This window comes from Umezawaea sp. NPDC059074, from assembly GCF_042738955.1.
GTDB lineage: Bacteria > Actinomycetota > Actinomycetes > Mycobacteriales > Pseudonocardiaceae > Umezawaea.
In genome coordinates, this window is the sequence record NZ_JBHYHC010000004.1 from 127,006 (window position 1) to 149,421 (window position 22,416).

Sequence of the window (22,416 nt, forward strand, 5' to 3'; positions counted from 1 at the left end):
ATCTACTCGCCCCAGTCCTCTTCGACCTCGGGCGCCAGGATCAGCGTCGGGGGCTCGGTGGACTCGATCTCCAGCTCACTGCGGCACTCGACGCACTCGACGATCTCGCTGACCCGAGCGTCGGCCTCGAGGGTCACCTCGGCGGCGCACTCCGGGCACTCGGCGCCGTACACGGTCTTCTGCATTAGCTCGCCCCTCAGTTTTGTTGCGGTGCGTGATCAGGTAGGACAAATTTAACCCCCGGACGTGAAAATATCCAATAAACACCCCTTCTCAACACATATGAGCGGCCTTATGAACTGGGCCGATAAGGAATGATCACCGATAATATAAGCAGCACTTCTTGTACGGACGGTAAAAATTCAGGAAGAAATCACTAAGCTCATCCACAGGCTTTCACGCATCGAATGAGGAGTGCAGATGACAGGGACCCTGACCGTCGCGGACCTCGACCGCACGCCCGGCGAGGTGTTCTCGACGGCCGTCACCACGGCACTGGGCGCGGGCGACCTGGTGGTGCCCTTCGGCACCCACCTGCCCGCCGCGTTCCCGCTGTTCGCGTCGCGCCCCCGCTATCCCGTGCGCCACCTGCTGAAGACCGCGCAGGTCACCGACGGGCCCGCCACCTTCGTGTACGAGCCGCCGAAGGGCGCGCTCACCGAGTCGGGCACCTCCTACGCGACCACGCCCGAGGCGGCGTTCGTCCCGCGGCTCGCGCAGACCCCGCTCACCGACCTCGTCGCGCGGGTCCCCGTGCCCGAGGGCCTGCTCGACCACCCGGAGCTGCTGCCGCAGTTCGTCGACTTCCGCGTCCTGGTGCGCCTGTCCGTGGTGGAGAACCAGTCCCTGCTCAACGGCACCGCGGACGGCGCCATCACCGGCCTGCTGAACCTGCCGGGCACGCGGCACACGGACTCGCCGCTGGACCTGGAGGGCGCGGTCACCGAGGCGGCGGCCGAGGTCGAGGAGACCGGCGGCTCGTGCGACGGCATCGTCGCGCACCCGTTCACCTACTGGGAGATGGTCCGCACCGGGCTGCTCGGCAGGCTCCAGCTCGCGGGCATCACCGTGTCCCGCACGCGCATGATCCCGCGTGACACGTTGCTGCTGGGCGACTTCCGGGCCGCGTTCACGCTGCTGCTGCCCAGCGTCGCGCACATCGCGCTGCGCCGCGGCGAGGGCGTCGACGGCGGTGACGTGTTCGAGGCGTCCAGCCGCATCGGCCTGGCCGTGCACCTGCCGCAGCACCTGATGACGCTGTCCTGGAAGAGCGGCAATGAGTAAGCCGAGGGTCCTCTACATCACCGGCTGGATGCGCAGCGGCAGCACGCTGCTGGGCAACGTGCTCAACGAGCTGCCCGGCGTGCTGCACGTCGGGGAGCTGCACTACCTGTGGCGCAACGGCGTCCTCAAGGAGGGCACCAACACCCAGTGCGGCTGCGGGCGTGACCTGACCGAGTGCGACCTGTGGTCGTCGGTGCTCTACGCCAACGGCACGGCGGAACCCGCCGCAGCACAACGGATGGCCGTGCAGCAGCAGCGGTTCCTGCGCACCCGGCACACCAGGGCGCGGCTGGCCGACTGGACGAAGGGCGGCCGGTCGTCCCGCGCCGTCGACGAGGCCACCGGCCGCACCGCGGCGATCTACGGGCTCCTCGCGCAGAACGGCGCGGAGCGACTGATCGTCGACGGGTCGAAGTACCCCGGCGAGGCGGCGGCCCTGCTGGGCCGCGACGACCTCGACGTGCGGATCCTGCACATGGTGCGCGACCCGCGTCCGACGGCGTTCTCCTACAAGCGCGCCAAGGACTACATCGACCCGAGGACGCCCGCGGAGAGCAGCGCCTTCTGGACCGCCTTCAACGTCGCGTCCGAGCTGCTCGGCCGCGCGGCGCCGGACCGCTACCTCAGGGTCCGCCACGAGGACCTGTGCGCGAACCCGCGCGAGGTCGTCGCGGAGGTCATGCGGTTCGCGGGCCTGGACGGGGACTCCCCCGTCGACGCCGACGGGACCGTGACGCTGAGCGAGAACCACACCGTGACGGGCAACCCGGACCGGCTCAGCCAGGGCAGGACGTCCATCCGCTCCGACGAGCGGTGGCGCGCCCAGCTCACCAAGCAGGAGATCACCGCCGCGTCCGTGCCCGCGCTCCCGCTGCTCGCGCGCTACGGCTACCGGCTACTGCCGATCAAGTAAGGACGGAGCTCATGGACCTCGGGATGAAGGGGCGCGTCGCACTGGTGGCGGCCTCGAGCAGCGGACTCGGTCTCGCCGTGGCCAAGGCGTTCGCGTCGGAGGGCGCGCACGTCTCGATCTGCGGACGGGACCCGGTCCGACTGGCCAGAGCCCATGCCGAGGTCAACGCGATGGGCACGGGTGACGTGCTCAGCAGTCCCGTCGACATCTGCGACGAACGCGCGGCCGCGGCGTGGGTGCGGCAGACCGCGGAGGAGTTCGGCTCGCTCGACATCGTGGTGACCAACACCGGCGGCGTCCCGTTCGGTCCCGTCGACAGCTTCTCGGTGGCCGACTACCGGGAAGCCGTCGACGGGAACCTGCTGCCGCACGTGGCGATCACCCTGGCCGCGCTGCCGATCCTCAAGGCCAACGGCTGGGGGCGGATGCTGATGATCGCCTCGGAGTCGATCCGGCAGCCGCACCCGGAGAGCGGCCTGTCGTCCGTGGCGAGGCTCGGCATGCTCGGCCACATGAAGGGCCTGGTGCACGCGCTCGGCGCCAACGGCGTCACGGTGAACGTGCTGGCCCCCGGATTCCACCGCACCCCGATCCTCGACGAGCAGTTCGGGGAGAACGTCGAGGAGGAGTTGGCGAAGGTCGCCGCGCGCATCCCGTTGGGGCGCATCGGGGACGTGGCGCACTTCGGCGCGCTCGCCACCTTCCTCGCCAGTGAACAGGCCTCTTACGTCACCGGCACGGTCCTCGTGGCCGACGGCGGCAACACCCGCGGCATCGGCTGACAAGGAGCGGAAGGATGTCCGTACTCGGGCACGTCGCCCACACACGCAAGGCGGCGTTGTACGTGGTCAAGATCGGCAGCGCCTCGCTGCACCACGAGAACGTCTTCGACGAGCTCGCCGAGATCCACCACCGCGGCGCGCGCGTGCTGCTCGTGGCCGGTGGCGCGGCGGGCATCGTCGAGCACTACGAGAACATCGGCCGCCCCATCCGGTTCCTGCAGCTGCGCAACGGCGACGACGTGCGCTACTGCCCGCCGGAGGAGATGGCGCACATCGTCGACGCCTACGAGCGCGTGACGCTCCCCCGCGTCCGCCGCGCGCTGTCGACCCGCGGGCTGACCGTGCACGCGGCGGTCGCGCAGGACGACGCGGTGGTCGCCGGGACGGCGAACCCGCCGATCCGCGCGGTGCAGGACGGTCGGGTGGGCGTGATCCGCGACCACCGCGCGGGCGTCGTGTCCGGTGTGGACACCGACCGGCTGCGCGCGCTGCTGGACGCGTTCGACGTCGTGTGCGTCTCGCCGCCGGTCGCCGACAGCGCCGGTGGGTCCGCGTTGAACGTGGACGCGGACGTCCTGGCGGCGGAACTGGCGAACGCGCTGGACGCCGACCACCTGCGGCTGGTCACCGGCACGCCGGGCCTGCTGTCCGACCCGTCGGACCCGACCTCGCGGCAGGCGCACATCCTGCCGGGCGAGGGCGGCCAGTACGCCAAGGGCCGGATGAAGCAGAAGGTGCGCGCCGCGGAGATCGCCCTGACCGGCGGCTCCGACGTGGCGATCACCGGCCCGCACGTCCTCGCGCCCGCGTCCGGCACCCGCTTCTGGCGGGCCGCGCCGCCCGCCGAGGACCTGGCGCTGCTGACCAGGACCGTGGAGATCTCGTCGGTCTCGGCCGACGAGCGCGAACTCGCCGACTACCTGATGGACTGGTGCACGGAGTACGGCATCGACTCGGAGATCGACGCCGCGGGCAACCTCGTCGCCACCCGCGGCACCGGCCCGCACAAGCTGCTGATGCTCGGCCACCTCGACACCGTGCCGCACCGCTGGCCCGCGCGCTGGGAGGACGGCGTCCTCTACGGCCGCGGCAGCGTGGACGCGAAGGGCAGCCTCGTCGCGTTCCTGGAGACGTTGGCGGAGATGGAGGTCCCGTCGTGGGCGCAGGTCCGCGTGGTCGGCGCGGTCGAGGAGGAGATGACCGCGGCGGGCGCGTTCTACGTGCGCGACCACTACACGGCGGACGCCGTCGTCGTCGGCGAGCCGAGCGGCGCGAGCGCGTTGACGATCAGCTACAACGGCCTGCTGAAGGTGCGGCTGTCCATCAGCACCCCGGTCGGCCACACGGCGGGCAACGGCGTCTCCACGGCGGCGGACCAGCTGGTCGACGTGGTCACCGTGCTGCGGAAGGCGATCGCGGACTTCTCCCCCGACGCGATGATGGCGGTCCTGGGTGTCGACGCCCGCAACGGCGGCGACGTCCAGGTGGGCGAGGCGGTGTTCGACGTGCGCGTCCCGCACTCGACCGACGTGGACGAGCTGGCGGCCGTGATCACCGCGGCGGCGGCCCCGGTCCACGTGACCGTCCTGCGCGCCACCCCCGGCCACGCCACCCCCCGCTCCAGCCCGCTGGTGAAGGCGTTCTCCCGCGCCTTCCGGGACGCGGACGTGACCCCGAGGTTCCTGGCGAAGAAGGGCAGCAGCGACATGAACACCCTCGCCACCAGGTGGCGGGACGTGCCCATGGTCGCCTACGGCCCTGGCGACGCCTCCCTCGACCACACCCCGGACGAGCACATCCTGGCCGAGGAGTTCAGGCTCTCCAGGACCGTCCTGGCGAAGGCCGTGGCGAACTGGGTGGTCCGCGCGGGCGAACTGGCGGCCACCATCGAGGGCAAGTCCACCTGAGCCCGGTGGCCCGCGGGGGCAGACCCACCCCGCGGGCCACCGACCACGCTTCAACCGTTCAGGTGAAAGCGACTACTCCGGCTAACGACGGCTCAAGCCATCCCGACGCCATTCCCGCAAGGATTCCGACGCGTGTCGGAGAATCGAGCGGGGTGCGCGATGAGCGACGAGCCGGGAGTTCTCGACTGGCAGACCATTCACCCCTACGTCGCGGCCGTCATCCTCCAGTGCACGGCGAACGACCCCACCGTCGCGTTCGAGGTCCTGCGGAAGCAGCTCACCACGCCGAGTCGCGGTCGTTCAGGGCGGGAAGTCCGCGTGCTGGCCGCCAACCAGGGCGTCGATCTCGACGGTGGTGTCGACCAGCTCACCGGATTCGTGCGACAGCAGCGCGATCGACCGACCTGGGCCGCGGAGGGCTCGGAGTTCGAGGACACCGTCCACCGCCTGACTGTCGCACTGAGACGGCGGAAGCTCGTCGCGGTCCACTGCGACAATTCTGCTCAGAACCGCCTTCAGCGATGGCTGGACAAGCCGCCGAGGCCGGAGTTCATCCGCATACCTCCTCGTGTGCTCGAGGGAGCGCTACACCGAGGCGACGCCAAAAGCCTGTGGACCCGCGGTGTGCATCGACCCCGAACCACCAAGGCGGACACCAAGAGCACTGGCGGGCAGAGGCTGCAGGACACCGCCAATCCGGCCGCCGACGGCACGTACACCGTCGGAGCGGCGCGCTCGGAACTACCGGACGACCCGAACCGGGTGGTGCTCAACGGGATCATCGGCAGCTCGCTCGCCGAGTCGTCCGCGTGGTTCAAGCCGTCACCGGACTTCCCCACATTCGTCACCGCGGTAGTCGAACTGCTCGACTTGATCGAGAACGAACTCGCTCATGGTTCCGGCGAAGAGGTGTTCGCCAACTTCGCGCGGGAAGTTTTCAGCCTTGACAACGTCAAAGGCGCCTATGAGATCAGAGTGGTGCCATCCGACGACCTCCCGTCGCACACCCCCGACTCGGTGTGCGAGGCAGCCGTGTTGTTGCAGGACGCTGTGCTCGACCTGACCGGCGCATCCAACTCGCCGCGGATCTTCCTCGACGTCGGCCTTGCTGGAAGCACCAGCGGTCAGCTCAAGGGCACACCGAAACCTGCTCCTCACGGGTTCTCGCTCGACATCGGGTTCGGCGGCACGCCAACGAACCCCGGCCCGGTTCGTCAGGTGCTCGACGCCCTCCACCAGGGCGAAAGCCTCCTCTCCGTGTACTACAGCTCCGGCCACACGATCGTCAACGGCCGGATCTGGGAGGAGCGCCCTCGTGACTTCGCCTTCCCCAACTGGTCTTTCGAGGACTTCTCCGGCTACGCCCTTGAACAGGAGAAACCACCGTTCAAGGGGTCACAGGACATCCACGACAAGACCGCGACGCAAGGCGACCGATCGCTCTTCGCCTGGGTCGTCAACAGGTACCAGGACGGGTGGCTGACCTGCGACGACGGGGCGGGCGAGATAGCCGATTTCCTGCACATCTCGCCGGAGGGCACGCTGAGTCTGATCCACGTGAAGGCCGCCAACAGCTGCGCCCCGAGCCGTCGGGTCGCTGTGGCGCCGTACGAGGTCGTCGTGAGCCAGGCGGTGAAGAACCTGGTGTTCACCGACCGTCGACGACTGCTCAAGGCCCTGTCCCCACCACGGGTCTCCCGGCCCGCCTGTTGGGACCTCGGTGTCCGCACCGCCTCGAGGACCGAGTTCCTCGAGGCGCTGGAAATCCTCGACGCGACCAGCCCGATCAGGATCGTGATCGTGCAGCCGCACGTGAGCAAGCAGATCCACGACCGTGCGCGCGGCAAGAACGGTGGCGCGACGACCGAGGACCGACTCCGCCTCCGGCTGCTCGATGAACTCCTCAACTCCGCTCGGTCGACCGTCACCGAGGTGGCCACCGACCTGACCGTGATCGGGAGCCTCATCTGAAGAAGCCCGGCGACCACCTGGATCGCCGGGCTTCTTCGCATGCCGGAACGTCAAGCCGCCTCGGCGACCTCGTCGGTCACCGACGCCAGCACCGCTTCGGCTACCGCACCCGCCTGGTCGCGGATCTCGGGGAACGCCGTGGTCTCCCACAGGTCTCCCCGGCGCAGCGCCCCGATCGTCCACAGTGGAGCCACACCCGGCAGCCGTCCGTCGGGCGCCGTCGCCAACCCCAGTCCCAACGGCCCCCGTCGCGCCATCCCGCTGTCGAGCAGCGACCGCACCAACGGGTCGTCCACTCGACTCAAATCCGCCTGCGCGCCGGTGCAGTTCACCACCGACCCGACACGAAGCGCGCGCCCCGACGACAGCGTGACCTCCAGGTCGCCGGACACCGACGCGACCGTTCCCGCGTGGATCACCAGCTTCCCCCGTTCCCGCAGCTTGCGGATCTGCGTGGCCGCCGCAGGCGGCATGCGGTGGCGGCGCACCTCCCACCCGCGCAGGTCCTCCTCGAGGAACCGCGCGCGGTCGCCTTCCGGCAACCGCTGCCACAGCGCGGGGATCGAGGAGCGGAGGCTGTCGACCACGGCCCGCCAGTCGCGTTCCTCGCGCACCCGCCGCGCCACCAGGGAGCGCAGCGAGTCGAGCGAGTGGCACCCGCTCAGGTCCGGTGCGGCCACCGGCGTCACGGGGGCGTGCTCGCGCGGCAGCGAGCCGTGCCGGGACACCGCGTGCACCACCCGGCCCGGCCGGTCGAGCACCATCGCCAGGTCGACCATCGTGAGCCCGGTGCCGACCAGCAGGACGTCCCCGCTGTCCGGCACGGCACTCACCGCGTTGGGGGCCCAGGGGTTCGCGACGAACCGGCCCGACGACCGCAGGGACGGAGGCGCCCACTCGCAGTCCGGCGGGAACACCCCGAGGGCGAGGACCGCCGCGTCGTACGGCAGCGCCTCGCCCGAGGACAGCCGCACCTCACGGCCGGTGATCCCCACGGCCCGCGAGCGGATCCGGCGGACCGCCGGGTGGTTCGCCAGCGCCCACCCGAGGTAGCTGCCGAAGTGGTGCCGCGGCAGGAACTCCCCCGGCCCGACCTCCCGGCCCAGCGTCCGCGAGGTCCACCGGACGAAGTCGTCCGGCTCGTCGGGGAACGCGCTCATCCTCGCCGCGGGCGTGTTGAGCAGGTGCGCGGCCTTGGCGGTCGAGTAGGCGACCCCACGACCGGCCGCGCGGCTCGGGTCCACCAGCGCGATGCCCACGTCCCGGCGGGTCTCCGCCAGCCGGAGCGCGACCGCCGTCCCGGCCGCCCCCGCTCCGACGATCACGATCCGCGGCTTGGAGTGCTGCATGTCGTCGTCCTCTACTCGGCGAAGGGGTAGCCGTGCAGCGCGTTCTGCAAGGCCCGCTTGGCGACCCGGACGAAACCGGGCGTCGCCGCGCCCGGCGAGACGGCCATCGTCACGGGCAGCGGTCCGGGCGGCGCGGGCATGTCCCGCTCCGTCCGCTCCAGGCCCCACAGCTCGTCGCTGTTGGCGACCAGGCACGCCACGCCGAGCCCGGCCTTGGCCGCGGCCCGCAGCCCCACCAGTTCCGCGCCCTCGTAGCCCACGCGCCACGGCATGTGCGAGTCGTTGAAGCAGTCCACGATCTTGCTGCGCAGGGTGCACGGCTCGGTGAACAGCGTCAGCGGCAACTCGGCGCCGTCGGTGTGCACCGGTCGGCCGAACCAGTCCATCTTCAACCGCCCCAGCTCGTGGGTCGTCGTCGACGCCAACTGCGGCCGCATCTGCAACAGCAGCGCCAGGTCCAGCCTGCCCGCGCCGACCTGGGCCTCCAACGACTCGCTGAGCCCGGTGCGCACGCTCACCTGGGCGTGCGGCATCCCCCGCGCCAGCAGTCCGAGGATCTCCGGCAGCGCCTCGGCGAGCTGGTCCCCCACCCCCAGCGAGAGGCGGATCCGACCCGACGGCGGCACGAACCGGTCGACCGCCTCGTCGTTGAGCGCGACGATGCGGCGGGCGTAGCCGAGCAGTTCCTCGCCCTGGTTGCTGAGTTGGAGCTCCCGGCCGGTGGACAGGAAGATCGGCCCCTTGACGAGGCTGCCGAGCTGGCGGATCTGCTGGCTCACGGCGGGTTGGGTGACGTGCAGGGCCTCGGCCGCCCGTCGGAACCCACCCAGGTCGACGACGGTCACCAGTGCTCGTAGGCGGTTGATCTGGAGATCGTGATACATGCGTGCACCTCCTGTGCGGCGGCATGACCGCAGGTATGACAACGGGACCGTCCGGCATCCGGACGGTCCCGTGGGGAGGCCACGTCAGGCGCTGTGCGCCCGGATGGCCGTCAACAGCCGTCCCGCCGCGTCCTCGCGGCAGATGAGCAGGTCGGGCAGGTACGGGTGGGGCTGGTTGTACTCGAGCGGCGAACCGTCCACACGGGACGCGTGCAGTCCCGCGGCGAGAGCGACCCCGACCGGCGCGGCCGAGTCCCACTCCCACTGACCGCCCGCGTGGACGTAGGCCTCGGCCTCGCCCCGCACGACGGCCATCGTCTTGGCGCCCGCCGAACCCATGGTCGCCAACGTTCCCCCGACGTCCGCCGCCATGCCCGCGGCGAACACGGGAGGACGGCTGTCGCTCACCAGGATGCGCGGCGCCGCTGGAGCCGCGCCCGCATCCCGCACGACGTCGTCGGTGCCGTGCACCAGGTCGAGAGCGGGCTGCGCGACGGCGGCCGCGACGATGCCGCGGTCGCGCTGCCACAGGGCCACGTGCACGGCCCAGTCAGTGCGGCCCGGCAGGCCGTACTCGCGCGTCCCGTCCAGCGGGTCGATGATCCACACGCGACTCGCCGCGAGCCGCGCGGGGTCGTCGACCGCCTCCTCGGACAGGACGGCGTCGAACGGCCGCCACGCGTCCAGTTCCGCGAGCAGGAACGCGTTGGCCTCGGCGTCGCCCCGCTTGCCCAGGTCCGGTCCGCCGGACTCCCGCAGCTTCAGCAGCAGCCGCCCGGCGTCCTGCGCGAGCCGGGCCGCCAGCCGCGCGTCCCCGCCGCTCATCGGTCGAGGTGCGCGAGAACGGCGGCGGCCAGCGCCGTCGGGTCGCCGTCGGAGGGGCGGAGCACCAGCTCGGCCCGTTCCGGCGCCTCGTAGGGGGCGTCGACACCGGTGAAGTCGCGGATCTCGCCCGCGCGGGCCTTGGCGTACATGCCCTTGGGGTCGCGGCTCTCGCAGACCTCCAGCGGCGTGTCCACGAAGACCTCGACGAACGCCAGCCCGGCGGCCTCGTGCGCGGCCCGGACCTCCTCGCGGTCGGCCTGGTAGGGGCTGATCAGCGAGACGATCGCGATGTTGCCGGCGTCGGCGAACAACCGCGCCACCGCGCCGGTCCGGCGGACGTTCTCCGACCGGTCCGCGGCGCTGAACCCGAGGTCGGCGTTGAGGCTGTGCCGCAGGTTGTCGCCGTCCAGCAGGTACGCCGGCCGCCCGGACGCGACGAGCCGCCGCTCCAGTTCGACGGCCACGGTCGACTTGCCCGAGCCGGACAACCCCGTGAGCCAGATCGTGAGGCCCTGCGTGGCCCGCTGCTCGCGGGTGACCGCGGGGGCGTGCCACACGACGTTCGCCGTCTGCGCGCGCGGCCCGATGATCATGCCCGCCGCGACGGTGTTGTTGGTGGCCTCGTCGATCAGGATGAAGCTGCCGGTGCCGCGGTTGCGCTTGTACGGGTCGAACAGCAGCGGCGTCTGCGTCTGCAACCGGACGCGGCCGATCTCGTTGAGCGACAACGTCTCCGCGCCCTCGTCGCGGTGCAGGGTGTTGATGTCGAGCCGGTAGTCCAGCTCGCGCACCGTGCCCTTCACCTGCTGCGAGGTGTGCTTGACGGTGAACTTGGTGCCCGGCTTGAGCGACGACTGCTCGGTGAACCAGCAGACCATCGCGTCCAGGTCCTGCCCGATGTGCGGGCGGTTGCCAGGGCGGCAGATCAGGTCGCCGCGGCTGACGTCGATGTGGTCTTCCAGCTCGATCGTGACGGCCTGGGGCGGGAAGGCCTCCGCGACGGGATCGCCGCCGGGGCCCCAGATGTCCTTGATCGTGGAGGTGAACCCGGACGGCAGCACCGCGACCTCGTCGCCGGGCTTGAGCACACCGCCGGACACCGTGCCCGCGTAACCGCGGAAGTCCTGGTGCGGCCGGATCACGTACTGCACCGGGAACCGCGCGTCGATCAGGTTCTGGTCCGACGCGACGTGCACCTCCTCCAGGTGGTGCAGCAGCGAGGAACCCTCGTACCAGGACATCTCCGTGCTGCGGTTCACGACGTTGTCGCCGAGCAGCGCGGACATCGGCACGAACGACAGGTCGTGCACGTCGAGCTTCATGGCGAAGCGGCGGAAGTCCTCGCGGATCTCCTCGAACCGCTCCTTCGACCACCCGACGAGGTCCATCTTGTTCACGCACACCACGAGGTGCGGGATGCCCAGCAGGCTGGCGATGAACGCGTGCCTGCGGGACTGCTCCAGCACGCCCTTGCGGGCGTCCACGAGGATGAGCGCCAGGTCCGCGGTGGACGCGCCGGTCACCATGTTGCGCGTGTACTGGAGGTGGCCGGGGGTGTCCGCGACGACGAACTTCCGCTTGGGCGTGGCGAAGTAGCGGTAGGCGACGTCGATCGTGATGCCCTGCTCGCGCTCGGCGCGCAGGCCGTCGGTCAGCAGCGACAGGTCGGGCGTGTCGTCACCGCGTTCGCGGCTGGTGCGCTCGACCGCGGCGAGCTGGTCGGTGAAGATGGTCTTGGAGTCGTAGAGCAGGCGGCCGATCAGGGTCGACTTGCCGTCGTCCACGCTGCCGGCGGTGGCGATCCGGAGTAGCGGTCCCATCAGAAGTACCCCTCTTTCTTGCGGTCTTCCATGCCCGCTTCGGAAATCCGGTCGTCCGCCCGCGTGGCCCCGCGCTCGGTGACCCGCGTGGAGGCGACCTCCTCGACCACCTGCTCGGGCGTCACGGCGTCGGACTCGACGCAGCCGGTGCACGTGGCGTCGCCGACGGTGCGGAAGCGCACCAGCATCTCCACCGGCTCCTCGCCCTCCTGGAGCTCCAGGAACCTGGTGTGCGCCAACAGCATCCCGTCGCGCGGCACCACGGCCCGGCGGTGCGCGTAGTAGATCGACGGCAGGGGGATCTCCTCGTCCTGGATGTACTGCCAGATGTCCAGCTCGGTCCAGTTGGACAGCGGGAACACCCGGATGTGCTCGCCCTTGCGGTGCTTGCCGTTGTAGAGGTTCCACAGCTCGGGCCGCTGGTTGCGCGGGTCCCACGCGCCGTACTGGTCGCGGAAGCTGAACACCCGCTCCTTGGCCCGCGCCTTCTCCTCGTCGCGCCGGGCCCCGCCGAACGCGGCCGTGAAGCCGTTCTCGGTGATGCCGCGCAGCAGGGCCGCGGTCTGGAGCCGGTTCCGGCTCGCGCCCGCCCCGGTCTCCTCCACGACGCGGCCCGCGTCGATGTCGTCCTGCACGCTGCTGACGACGAGCCGGATGCCGAGCTTGGCCACCGTGACGTCGCGGTAGTCGATGACCTCGTCGAAGTTGTGCCCGGTGTCCACGTGCATCACCGGGAACGGCAGCGGCGCGGGCCAGAACGCCTTCGCGGCGAGGTGGAGCATCACCACCGAGTCCTTGCCGCCGGAGAACAGCAGCACCGGCTTCTCGAAGGTCGCGGCGACCTCGCGGAAGATGTGCACTGCCTCGGCTTCAAGCGCCCTCAGATGAGAGAGCTCGTACGTGATAGTCACGAATGACCCATCCCTTCGAGATGAGAGAGAGCAGGAGCAGATCGACACGACGGTGCCGCGTGAAATAGCGTGGCACTTCCCCATCCACCCCGACAACAGTCGGAACACACTTTCACTTGATAAACGAAATGCTTTTCGAGGAAATGCCCATTCCCCGCTTCGGGGAAGGGCCACCCGGAATTCAGCGCTTCGGCACCTTCACCAGCACGCGCCGCGCCGTCGTTCGCCTGCCTCCGCAGGACCAGGTCCGCGGCTCCGCGCTCACGACCGCCGCCCGGACCGCCGCTTGCGCGCCCGCTGCCCGGTGACCGCGGTGCTCCGCACCCGCTTGCCCAGCGACAGCCACTCCGCGGGCCGCCACTCGTGCCCGGCCTCGCACCGCACGTCGACGCCACCGGCCACGATGTCCCGCCCACAACCGCCGCGGTCGCACACGCCCAGCACCTCGCGGGGCACGACGACCCCGCGCGCGGCGGCGGCCAGTTCCCGCACCTCCACGACGAAGTCACCCCCGGCGTCGTGCTTGGCGAGCCACACCAGGTTCATGTCGAGGAAGACCACCATGTCCTCGACCGTCTTCGTGGCGGGCGCGATCCCGCCGCGCTCGCACACCACGAGCGAACACCAGGAGGACAGGATGTCCACGATGTCCGCGCACACCCGCCCGGCCTCCCGCACGTCCACGATCCCAGGCGGCCCAGCGTCGCAGTCCCGGAACAGCACGGGCAACGACAGGAGCTCCCGAGCCACCCCCTGCCTGCACTGGCCGCACAAACGAAATCCGGCCTTGACGAGATGCGCGCAGACCGGTGTCTCGCACACCTTCCCGGCGTCGCCCATCGTTCCTCCCAGAGTCGGTCGGACACGATCCTGTAAGGCGTCCCTGGACCTCCGGTCGCACGATCCTCGAATTCCGCTCACAACTCGGAAACACCATGAGCAGGACAGAACTCGACCGTGAGGAAAAACGGTGGGGCCATGACGGTAACAGGGTTACGAATTTGACGCGATCAGGGCGATGACCCATTCGGACCACGACGAAAAGCCCGCCGATCCCGGTTCCCCGGAATCGGCGGGCTCGGAGGAGCAGGTCCGGGCTAGCGGGCGGCCCGCTTGGCCTCGGCGACCTCGGTCCTCGAGATCCTGCCCTGGAGGCGTCCGATGTCGGCGGCCCGCGCCGCGACCTTGCGGTCCAGCACCTTGGCCTCCTTCTGGAACTTCTGCACGTCGGCCGAGGCCTTCCGCGCCTCCTCGTGCTTCTCCTGGGCCTTGCGGCGAAGCTCGTCGGCCTTCCCCTTGACCTCGTCGTGCTCCTTGCGCTTCGCCGCGAGTTGCTTGCGATCGCTGTCGAGTCCCACCGTCGTCACCCCTCCTGTGCCAGTGATCACCGGTGGTCGACGGTAAAACGCCCTCCGCGCACGGACCAGCGAAACGGGGCAAATGACCGCTTTTTGGCCACTGCGGGCCCGAACTACCCCAGACCGTCCACAAGGGACCGCACCCCGATCGGGCGCGGTCCCTTGTGGTTACAGCCCCTCGCGGGCGCGGTCCAGGACCTCCTCCAGGCGTAGTGGGCTTGGGGGGTGGTGGCTCAGGCACAGCGGGGTGTGGATGCGGCGGAAGGTAAAGGTGTCGCCGGTGGCGTAGAACTGGCCGCGTTCGAGTTTCGAGATGTCGCCTATCGTGGTGCCCTTCGCTCTGGCCATGTCCGTTGCCGCGGCGATCTGGGCCGGGCTGTTGAGCCTGCCGTAGAACTGGGTGGTGGCGTTGCCCACGACCTGGTTGTGGACGCCCTTCGGAGCCTGCGTGGCCAGTAGTAGGCCCAGGCCGTACTTGCGGGCCTGGGAGGCCAGCAGGATCGTGGTTCTGGTGCTGGCTGTTGACGTGGTTGGCGGCGTGATCGTTTGGGCCTCGTCCATCACGAGCAGGCCGCCCAACGGGCGGTCGGCGGCCGGGTTGCGTTTGATCCAGGCGAACAACTCCAGGTGCAACTGGCTCACGAAGCCCTGGCGTTGTTCCTCCGACGGCAGGCCGATGAAGCTGATCACCGAGATCCGGGCGCGTTTGCCACGGGTCGGGGTGAGGAGTGCGGCTGGATCCGTTGGAGCGCCTGGATCTCCTAGCAAGGGGTCGTTGACCATGGCCGCCCGCAGGGTTTCCGCCAGGTCAGCGGCTGTCGCCACGGCGGTGCTGAGGCTGCTCACCCCCTCCGGGAGGTCGGCCAGGACGTCGACGAACCTTGCCAGGTCACGATCCCCTCGCCGCGCGTAGTACGTCATGGCCTCGCGCAGCACGGCTCGGCCTCGGACGGCGGACTTCGTGCCGTTCGCGACGCGGGCGTGCGGGACCAGTCGTGCCACGGCGGCCTCGACCGACGCGGCGAACTCGTCGGCGTCCTCGCGGACCTCCGCGAAGTCCGGCAACGGGTGGAAGCTGAGCGGGCGTCCGCTCGCCCTGCCGGGTGTCCACACCACGACCTCGGTCTCGGCGAGGTACTCGGCGGCCCGTTCGGCGTCGCCGGGGCCCCAGTCCGCCGGGGGTTCCGGCCACGCGTCGCCCAGCCGCGCGAGGTCGTTGTTCGGGTCCAGCACGATCGCCGAGACGCCCCGCAGGGCGCACTCCTCGACGATCCGCCGCAGCAGCACGGTCTTCCCGCTGCCGGAGCCCGCGAAGATGATGGCGTGCTTGCGCAGCGACTCCAGCTCGACGCGGATCTCGCCGCGCGTCCCGAGCACGATCTCCCCCGCCGACGGCGGGGGCTGGAAAGCCGGTGAGGGCGAGGCCGACGGCGGGGGCCGGGTCTCCTGGTGGCCGGTCCTGGTCTTCGCCGGGTCGGGCAGGATCTCCCGCAGGAACGTGGTGCTGCTGGCCGGTTTGCGGGCCACCAGCCACGACAGCAGCTGGTGCGTCTGCGCGGACAGCATCTCCTTGAGCGCGCTGAACGTCCGCAGGTCGTCGTCCGAGACGTCCACCCGCTGCCCGCCCGCCTGCTCCAGCGCGGCGACCTCGACCTTGGTCTTCTGCCCCGTCCACCCCTTGTCGGCGTTGCGGATCAGCACCAGGTGCCGGTTGTTCGACCCGGCCCGGACCTGCGCGGCGGCACGGGCTTCGCGCAGCTTGCGCAGCACCCGGTTGCCGTGGCTGCTCGCGATGAGCCGGAACCCCCAGCGCTCGTCGGTGTCCAGCGCCTCGTTCACCGTGAGGCACAGCCCCGCGTGCAGCCGCATGTCCTCCTCCGGCAGCGGTTCGTGGCGCCACTTCAGCTCGTCGTTGCCGACCTCGGTGATCCACGACTTCAGCCCGGCCAGCAGCAACGACGGCATCAGCTCGTTCTCGTTGTACTGCTTGAGGTCCGCCGCCGCGACGTCGGCCTTCTCCCGCAGCAGCGCGAACCGGGCGTCGAACTCCGCGAAGTAGCCCGGCTCCGGACCGGCGGGCGCGGGCGCCTCGGGAGCCTGCTGCTCGTCGAACGACGTCATCTCCCGGATGTCGCCGTACAGGCACGTCTCGGCGTGCGCGTGGATGCGCTTGAGCAGGTCCCTCGGCGTGTGGGCGATCCACGCCTCGCCGAACGCGCTCGGCGCCACCGGCCAGGTCGGGTGCGGCGGGGTGAACCCGTACCGCTGGTAGATCACCCCGAGCCACTTCCCCACCAGCGTCCGGCCGATCTCGGGGTCGAGGATGGCGGCCAGGATGGGCGTCGTGGTGAAGCGGTCGGACACCGTGTCGCTGGCGATCGACTTCAGCTGCGCCCACGTGTTCGGCAGGCAGGCCACGACGGTCAACGTCCGCCTGGTCGTCTCGCGGAGCTGCATCAGCCCGTCCGAGATGAGCGCGATCTCCTGCGCCAGCTCGGTTCCCGTCGTCGCCCTGTCCTCGATGGCGTCCTGGCTCTTGTTGACCAGCGTGTCCAGCTGATCGACGGCGATCACGCAGGGGCCGGTCATCGCCAGCACCCGCGAGATGTCGCGCACCAGCGTCCGGGACGGCTTGGACCTCGTCTGCATGCCCCAGTGGCGGCGTTCCTCCTCCGCGTCGTCGGAACCCTGGAGGTAGGCCAGGCCGACGTCGGCGTGCTCGGAGGCGTACAGCGTCAACGCGCGGATCGTGTCGCCGCACTCCACCGCGATCCGGCTGTCCACCTTGCGCAGGCCGGTGACGAAGGCGCGCAGGTGGTCCGGAGTCAGCTCGGCCTCGCCCAGCACCGCCCGCGTGACCTCCTCCGACACGTCGGCTCCCCGGCACAGCTGCGCCAGCAACGAGGTGAGCTGGAGCTCGCCCGCGTCGTCGGCCCGGCGCAGCTCGCTGCGCATCGCGTCGGCCACGTCGTCCCAGAAGGCGTCGCCCGACGTCAGCTCGATCAGGAAGAAGTAGCCGCCCTCCTGCTGCACCATGCGGCGCACCGACCCCAGCAGGTGGGTCTTGCCCACGCCCTTGCGCCCCTGGAGCACCAGCCCGACCGGGCTCGGCCCGATGCTGGCCCGCGCGTCCGCGATCCCCGCCTGGATGCGGCGCTCCGGCTGCGTGTGCAGGCCCTCGATGTGGGACGGGGAGGTGTGCCAGACGTCGTCCGGTGTCTCGGCCGAGTTGAAGCGCAGCACGGCCAGCGCTTCGCGCAGGTCTTCGGTCATGACTCCTCGATCGCGATGAGGTGCAGGTCCTCGTTGCCGATCCGGATCGCCGCCTCGTGGTCGGCCTCGGTCAGGACCTTGCGGTTGGAGTCGGGGGCCAGGTGCACCGTCCCCGTCTTCAGCATCTTCACCAGCGCCTCGTCCACCTCGCTCTTGGTCGCGCCGTTGAGGCCGGGGCGGATCCGCGCCAGCCGGATCCAGTCCTGCGGCCCGTCGGCCAGATCCAGGTAGACCGCGCGGATCAACGACTCCAGCGCTCCGGAGCGGATCGCTTGGGCCAGCAGCCCGTGGCTCTGGAGGAACGGGACGACGCGGCGCAGCAGCTCCCGGTGGGCCCGCGCCCGCGGACCCGACCGCGGCGGCAGCTCTGTCTCGACGATGTCGGTGGCGCACCAGTCGATGCCCTTGTCGGTGATCCGGTGCCGGTACGGCCGGGCGTCCATCGCGGTCTCCAGGAGACCGTCCTCGTTCAGCGCCGCGCGTTCCTTGGGCCCGAGTTTGATCTTGTGCTGCGCCACCAGCTCGGTGTTCGGTACCTCCCGGTTCTCCAGCATCAGCACCAGGAGTGCCGCCCTGCCGCTGGTCCCGTACTTGTCCGACATCAGGCCGCCTTTCAGTGGGTGAACGCGTCGATCCGACGATCGATCCGGTCGCGCAGGCGCTCGACCGCGTGCCGAACGGAGGGGGGCGGGGTGAACCGGTGGCCGCCACCGCGTCCCCTGCCCAGCACCTCCAGGTCCGCCGCCTGCTCCAGCAGCGCGGCGAAGTCGTGGCCGTCGAGGGCCTCCGCCATGCCCTGGACGATCTCCTCGACCAGGGCGATCCGCTTGATCGAGGCCATGTCGTCCGGCAGGCCCCGCAACGCGGCCGCGGCGGTCCGCAGCGCTTCGAGGTCCGGCGGGCTTTCTGCCACCGGGGTCGCCTTGATGAGGCCGTACAACTCCCGCGCCACGCGCACGGGTCGCACGGCCTGGTCGAACTCCAGGTGCCGCAGGTTGCGCAGGAAGCCGGGCAGCCGCTCGCGGTCCGTGCCGCGGGTCAGCACGCAGAACAGCTGCCGCTGGGCGCCGTCCACGCCGAGCGCGTGCCGCACGAACCGCTCGGCCTCGGTGGTCTGCCAGCGGCTCAGGGTCCCGTCCACCACGAGGCACAGGTGCTCGCCGGGGTCGCCCATCTGCTCCAGGAAGTCCCGGTCCCCCGAGCCGGACCACTCGGCGCGCAGGCCGAGCACGCGCAGTTCCTCGACCAGCTCGTTCGTGGCGCGCATCAACGCCCGCGGGCCGGACACCAGCAGGTCCAGGGTGAAGTCCTGACGACGGCCGCGCGCGGACGCCACGTAGGCGTCCCGGTTGTCGGCCAGCACGTCGGTGCGGTCGAACTGCTGCGCGATCACCGCCGCGACCGTCTCCAGGGCGAACGAGATCTGGTCCGCCGACGGCGCGCGCTCCTCCAGCACGGGCAACTGCTCGCCGAAGCTCCAGTAGGACACGTAGGGCACGGTGAGGTGCCGCAGCATCAGGTCCTCGGAGATGCTCTTGACCAGCCAGTTGCGGAACAGCGGCGCGACGACCTCGGCGCAGCGGCGCTGCCACTTCTCGGCCCGCTCGTACTCCACCCGGTTGTCCAGCCGGGACAGCACGGGGAGCACCACGTGCCGCGGCCGGTCGTAGGGCATGCGGTCCCTGGCCTGGTCCGCGCGCTGGACGACGTCCACGACGTCGTTGAGGTTCTGGTCGTTGGCGGTGAACACGACGACCAGCCGGTCGGGCAGGTGCGCGGTGCAGATGCCCGCGATGTCGGAGACGCCGGTCCGGCTGTCGAGCAGCACGAAGTCGTACTCGGCGATCCACCGCCCGCGGACCCGTTCCAGGAAGTCGGCGAACCCCAGCCGGTACAGGTCCTCCCAGTCGATGTCCTGCATCCGCCGCGAGTAGGAGCTGTGCAGCCTGCCCGCCTCCACCCGCCCGGCGGCGATCAGGTCCAGCGAACCGCCGTCGAACTCGACGGGGACGGCGTGCGCGCCGGGCCCCTCCTCGCCCGCGAGGAACTCGTACGCGAGGTCGACGACACCCCCGTCGGGCTCCTTGGTCAGCACCGGCGCGAAGTAGTGGTGCAGCCCCGGCGCTTCCAGGTCCCAGTCGACGGCGAGCACGCGGTACCCCCAGCGCGCGAGCAGCACCGCGACGTTGGCCAGGGTGAAGCTGCGTCCGACGCCACCCTTGTACGAGTAGAACGTGATCACCGTGCCCGCTGTCACGCGACGAACCTCGGCAACGGCGGTCGCGGGAGGAGCAGGGGCTCCGGCGGCTCGACCAGCGGCCAGTCCGGCCGCCAGTCGGGCACCTGCCGCACCAGCTGGACCAGGTCGGCCGCGAGCTCGTTGACCCTCTTGTGGAAATTCACGAAATCGACGGTCTGCTGGTAAGGCGGATCAGGGTGCGCGTACTCCTTGAAGTCCACCCAGGCCCGGTACATCTCCTCTTCCGGGAAATTCTCCGAATCGGAGTACAGGATCGGGTAGATCAGCCCCTGGGAGATCTCGGGACCGGCCAGTCCGAGCATTTCCTCCCTCGCCCGCATGCTCCGCAGCTCGGCCATGCACCAGGGCGAGGTGAAGTACGGCGGGGTGAGCAGCTGGAGCATGATCTTGCTGTGCCGCAAGGCTGATCGCAGGTTCTCCGGCCAGTGCACGCCCCTCGGCATCGTGCGGTCCACGTAGACCGTCAACGGCGGGGCGTACTGATCGGCCAGGCACTCCTTCAGCTTCTCGTGGAAATGGTTCAGCAGCCATTTCTGGACGCTGCCCTCGCGGCTGTAACTGATGAAGAGATCGAACTTGTAGCCGGACACGGAGCAGATAGTAGGTGCCAGTCGCCGGGACCAAGTGGACAAAAAGTGGACATTAACGGCACAAAAACAGGACTGGGTGGACACCGAGCCCGCGACCGGATTCCCGCCTGCTCGGCCAGGTTCCCCGGCCGACGGAGCAACGTCGGGGGCTCGTGCGCGTCCCACGGTGGTGAGGACAACCCGGCCGCCGACCGGCACGTGGTCGAGACCACAACGGGCGGTGTCCCGCCGGTTCGACGCGCATGGGCGACGACACCACCAAGCCCAGCCTGTGTAACTTGAGGCGACCGCCGGCGGCCGTGCCACGCACGCCGGGCGAGCCCCCTTCGACCTACCCGAGGTGTGAACGTCTAGATGTGCGGCCTGCTTGGACTGATCTGCGCCACTGAGACCGCCGCGGCCGCCGCTCGGGGCGCCGTCGCGTCCGCGCTGCGCTGCCAGCGCCACCGCGGCCCCGACGAGACGGACACCTGGGCCGACGCGGAGGTCGTGTACGGCTTCAACCGACTGGCCTTCATCGACCTCGAGCACTCGCACCAGCCGCTGGTGTGGGGTCCGCCGGAGACACCGACGCGGTACACGCTGAACTTCAACGGCGAGATCTACAACTACCGCGAGATCCGGGCGGAGCTGTCCCGGAAGTTCGGCACGGCCTTCGCCACCCAGGGCGACGGCGAGTCGATCGTCGCCGCGTTCCACCACTACGGCCCGGACGCCGTGCGCAAGCTGCGCGGCATGTTCGCCTTCCTGATCTGGGACTCCCAGGAGAAGGTGATCTTCGGCGCGCGCGACCCGTTCGGCATCAAGCCGCTGTACTACTCGGCGGGCATGGGCGGCGTGGCGTTCTCCAGCGAGAAGAAGAGCCTGCTGGAGCTGTCGCCGGTGCTGGGCGTCACCGAGGAGCTGGACCGCAAGGCGTTGCAGCACTACCTGGTGCTCCAGTACGTGCCCGAGCCCGAGTCGCTGCACACCGGTGTTCGCCGGGTCGAGTCCGGCACCTCGTTCTACGTCCGCCCCGGCGGCCAGGTGCAGTTCAGCCGGTACTTCAACCCGGTCTTCACCACCACGCCGGTCAACGGCCCCTTCGAGGCCGAGGCGCTGTACGAGCGCATCGCGAACGTCATGCGCGACTCGGTGGCCAAGCACATGATCTCCGACCCGGACGTCACGGTCGGCGCGTTCCTGTCCGGCGGCATCGACTCCACCGCCACGGCGACGCTCGCCAAGCAGCACAACCCGAACCTGATCGCGTTCACGTCGGGCTTCGAGCGCCAGGGCTACTCCGAGGTGGACGTCGCGGCCGAGACCGCGGCGGCCATCGGCGTGCGGCACGTCATCCGCGTCGTCTCCCCGCAGGAGATGATGGACGAGCTGCCGCTGATCACCTGGTACCTGGACGACCCGGTGGCGGACCCGTCGCTGGTGCCGCTGTGGTTCATCGCCCGCGAGGCCCGCAAGCACGTCAAGGCGGTGCTGTCCGGCGAGGGCGCGGACGAGCTGTTCGGCGGCTACACGATCTACCACGAGCCGCTGTCGCTGGCGCCGTTCGAGAAGGTGCCCGGCGGTGTCCGCAAGCTGATGGGCAAGGTGTCCGGCAAGATCCCGGAGGGCACGCGCGGCAAGGACCTGCTGCGCCGCGGCGCGCTCTCGTTGGAGGAGCGCTACTACGGCAACGCGCGCAACTTCCGCGACGCGCAGCTGCGCGCGGTGCTGCGCGACTACGACCCGAGCATCGGCTTCATGGACGTCACCGCGCCCTGGTACGAGATCTCCCGCAACTGGGACCCGGTGGCGCGGATGCAGCACGTCGACCTGTTCACCTGGCTGCGCGGCGACATCCTCGCCAAGGCGGACAAGGTGACCATGGCGAACTCGCTGGAGCTGCGCGTGCCGTTCCTGGACGCCGAGGTGTTCAAGGTCGCCGCGGACATCCCGACCGACCAGAAGCTCACCGAGGGCACCACGAAGTACGCGCTGCGCCGGGCGCTGGCCAAGATCATCCCGCCGCACGTGCTGAACCGCCCGAAGCTCGGCTTCCCGGTGCCGATCCGGCACTGGCTCAAGGACGAGATGTTCGACTGGGCGCGCGGCATCATCGCCGACTCCCAGACCGCGCACCTGCTGAACAAGAACGCCGTCGCGGCACTGCTGGACGAGCACAAGCAGGGCGAGTTCGACCGCAGCAGGCAGATCTGGGCGCTGCTGGTGTTCATGATCTGGCACGGCATCTTCGTGGAGAACCGCATCCGGGTGCACGTTCCGCAGTACAACTACCAGGTCAGGCTCTGA

General features: G+C 70.1%; 18 protein-coding genes. 6 read left to right on the plus strand and 12 right to left on the minus strand.

The annotated features are described in order from the left end of the window. Positions 1-2 precede the first annotated feature (2 nt). Entirely contained in the window at positions 3-185 is a 183-nt protein-coding gene (locus ACFWW9_RS03355) for a lysine biosynthesis protein LysW (RefSeq protein ID WP_390370900.1), read from the minus strand. Positions 186-420: 235 nt separating this feature from the next. Here ACFWW9_RS03355 and ACFWW9_RS03360 point away from each other — a divergent pair, with 235 nt between their 5' ends. The 5 genes from ACFWW9_RS03360 to ACFWW9_RS03380 all read left to right on the plus strand — a co-directional run bounded on the left by ACFWW9_RS03360 (position 421) and on the right by ACFWW9_RS03380 (position 6,857). Further along, entirely contained in the window at positions 421-1,284 is an 864-nt protein-coding gene (locus tag ACFWW9_RS03360; RefSeq protein ID WP_390370902.1) for a family 3 encapsulin nanocompartment shell protein, read from the plus strand. Beyond that, entirely contained in the window at positions 1,277-2,197 is a 921-nt protein-coding gene (locus tag ACFWW9_RS03365; protein ID WP_390370903.1) for a sulfotransferase, read from the plus strand. The genes ACFWW9_RS03360 and ACFWW9_RS03365 overlap by 8 nt, the downstream gene beginning before the upstream one ends. Before the next feature lie 11 nt (positions 2,198-2,208). Next, entirely contained in the window at positions 2,209-2,979 is a 771-nt protein-coding gene (locus tag ACFWW9_RS03370; protein ID WP_390370905.1) for an SDR family NAD(P)-dependent oxidoreductase, read from the plus strand. Positions 2,980-2,993: 14 nt separating this feature from the next. After that, positions 2,994-4,886, plus strand: a complete 1,893-nt coding sequence (locus ACFWW9_RS03375; RefSeq protein WP_390370907.1) for a M20/M25/M40 family metallo-hydrolase — start codon at positions 2,994-2,996, stop codon at positions 4,884-4,886. 318 nt (positions 4,887-5,204) lie between these two features. Then, the gene (locus ACFWW9_RS03380) at positions 5,205-6,857 is read left to right on the plus strand and encodes a hypothetical protein (protein WP_390370909.1); all 1,653 of its coding nucleotides are present in this window, start codon (positions 5,205-5,207) and stop codon (positions 6,855-6,857) included. Between the two features lie 50 nt (positions 6,858-6,907). On the opposite strand, the gene ACFWW9_RS03385 is transcribed toward ACFWW9_RS03380, so the two are convergent. The 11 genes from ACFWW9_RS03385 to ACFWW9_RS03435 form a co-directional block, all read right to left on the minus strand. Further along, a complete protein-coding gene (locus tag ACFWW9_RS03385) occupies positions 6,908-8,206 on the minus strand; it encodes an FAD/NAD(P)-binding protein (RefSeq protein WP_390370910.1) in 1,299 nt (432 codons plus the stop codon). An 11-nt stretch (positions 8,207-8,217) separates the two neighbouring features. Then, a complete protein-coding gene (locus tag ACFWW9_RS03390) occupies positions 8,218-9,090 on the minus strand; it encodes a LysR substrate-binding domain-containing protein (protein WP_390370912.1) in 873 nt (290 codons plus the stop codon). Between the two features lie 84 nt (positions 9,091-9,174). Continuing rightward, complete coding sequence (locus ACFWW9_RS03395) at positions 9,175-9,915, minus strand: 3'(2'),5'-bisphosphate nucleotidase CysQ (RefSeq protein WP_390370914.1); 741 nt, start codon at positions 9,913-9,915, stop codon at positions 9,175-9,177. After that, on the minus strand, positions 9,912-11,735 hold the full coding sequence (cysN, locus tag ACFWW9_RS03400) for a sulfate adenylyltransferase subunit CysN (protein WP_390370916.1): 1,824 nt from the start codon (positions 11,733-11,735) through the stop codon (positions 9,912-9,914). Before cysN ends, ACFWW9_RS03395 begins: the two co-directional genes overlap by 4 nt. Continuing rightward, a complete protein-coding gene (gene cysD / locus ACFWW9_RS03405; RefSeq protein WP_390370918.1) occupies positions 11,735-12,646 on the minus strand; it encodes a sulfate adenylyltransferase subunit CysD in 912 nt (303 codons plus the stop codon). Before cysD ends, cysN begins: the two co-directional genes overlap by 1 nt. A gap of 261 nt (positions 12,647-12,907) precedes the next feature. Continuing rightward, positions 12,908-13,396 carry a hypothetical protein gene (locus ACFWW9_RS03410; protein ID WP_390370920.1) on the minus strand — a complete coding sequence of 163 codons (489 nt, stop codon included), beginning with the start codon at positions 13,394-13,396 and terminating at the stop codon, positions 12,908-12,910. Between the two features lie 347 nt (positions 13,397-13,743). After that, positions 13,744-14,013: a hypothetical protein gene (locus ACFWW9_RS03415; protein ID WP_390370922.1), complete on the minus strand. Its 270-nt coding sequence runs from the start codon at positions 14,011-14,013 to the stop codon at positions 13,744-13,746. 159 nt (positions 14,014-14,172) lie between these two features. Beyond that, positions 14,173-17,277: a helicase HerA domain-containing protein gene (locus ACFWW9_RS03420; RefSeq protein WP_390370924.1), complete on the minus strand. Its 3,105-nt coding sequence runs from the start codon at positions 17,275-17,277 to the stop codon at positions 14,173-14,175. Then, positions 17,274-17,879, minus strand: a complete 606-nt coding sequence (locus ACFWW9_RS03425) for a hypothetical protein (RefSeq protein ID WP_390370926.1) — start codon at positions 17,877-17,879, stop codon at positions 17,274-17,276. Before ACFWW9_RS03425 ends, ACFWW9_RS03420 begins: the two co-directional genes overlap by 4 nt. Before the next feature lie 11 nt (positions 17,880-17,890). Beyond that, positions 17,891-19,534 (minus strand): tyrosine-protein kinase family protein, encoded by a 1,644-nt coding sequence (locus ACFWW9_RS03430; RefSeq protein WP_390370928.1) that lies wholly within the window; start codon positions 19,532-19,534, stop codon positions 17,891-17,893. Beyond that, positions 19,531-20,127: a TIR domain-containing protein gene (locus ACFWW9_RS03435; protein WP_390370929.1), complete on the minus strand. Its 597-nt coding sequence runs from the start codon at positions 20,125-20,127 to the stop codon at positions 19,531-19,533. Before ACFWW9_RS03435 ends, ACFWW9_RS03430 begins: the two co-directional genes overlap by 4 nt. A 354-nt stretch (positions 20,128-20,481) precedes the next feature. Between ACFWW9_RS03435 and asnB the strand changes: the two genes are divergently transcribed. Further along, complete coding sequence (gene asnB / locus ACFWW9_RS03440; RefSeq protein ID WP_390370930.1) at positions 20,482-22,416, plus strand: asparagine synthase (glutamine-hydrolyzing); 1,935 nt, start codon at positions 20,482-20,484, stop codon at positions 22,414-22,416.

What these genes read in the sequence shown, in the direction of transcription:
- ACFWW9_RS03365 (WP_390370903.1), top strand. Translation starts at nt 1,277, where the DNA reads ATGAGTAAGCCGAGGGTCCTCTACATCACCGGCTGGATGCGCAGCGGC.
- ACFWW9_RS03420 (WP_390370924.1), bottom strand. Translation starts at nt 17,277, where the DNA reads ATGACCGAAGACCTGCGCGAAGCGCTGGCCGTGCTGCGCTTCAACTCG.
- cysN (WP_390370916.1), bottom strand. Translation starts at nt 11,735, where the DNA reads ATGGGACCGCTACTCCGGATCGCCACCGCCGGCAGCGTGGACGACGGC.
- ACFWW9_RS03425 (WP_390370926.1), bottom strand. Translation starts at nt 17,879, where the DNA reads ATGTCGGACAAGTACGGGACCAGCGGCAGGGCGGCACTCCTGGTGCTG.
- ACFWW9_RS03395 (WP_390370914.1), bottom strand. Translation starts at nt 9,915, where the DNA reads ATGAGCGGCGGGGACGCGCGGCTGGCGGCCCGGCTCGCGCAGGACGCC.
- ACFWW9_RS03370 (WP_390370905.1), top strand. Translation starts at nt 2,209, where the DNA reads ATGGACCTCGGGATGAAGGGGCGCGTCGCACTGGTGGCGGCCTCGAGC.
- ACFWW9_RS03375 (WP_390370907.1), top strand. Translation starts at nt 2,994, where the DNA reads ATGTCCGTACTCGGGCACGTCGCCCACACACGCAAGGCGGCGTTGTAC.
- asnB (WP_390370930.1), top strand. Translation starts at nt 20,482, where the DNA reads ATGTGCGGCCTGCTTGGACTGATCTGCGCCACTGAGACCGCCGCGGCC.
- ACFWW9_RS03355 (WP_390370900.1), bottom strand. Translation starts at nt 185, where the DNA reads ATGCAGAAGACCGTGTACGGCGCCGAGTGCCCGGAGTGCGCCGCCGAG.
- ACFWW9_RS03360 (WP_390370902.1), top strand. Translation starts at nt 421, where the DNA reads ATGACAGGGACCCTGACCGTCGCGGACCTCGACCGCACGCCCGGCGAG.
- ACFWW9_RS03390 (WP_390370912.1), bottom strand. Translation starts at nt 9,090, where the DNA reads ATGTATCACGATCTCCAGATCAACCGCCTACGAGCACTGGTGACCGTC.
- ACFWW9_RS03385 (WP_390370910.1), bottom strand. Translation starts at nt 8,206, where the DNA reads ATGCAGCACTCCAAGCCGCGGATCGTGATCGTCGGAGCGGGGGCGGCC.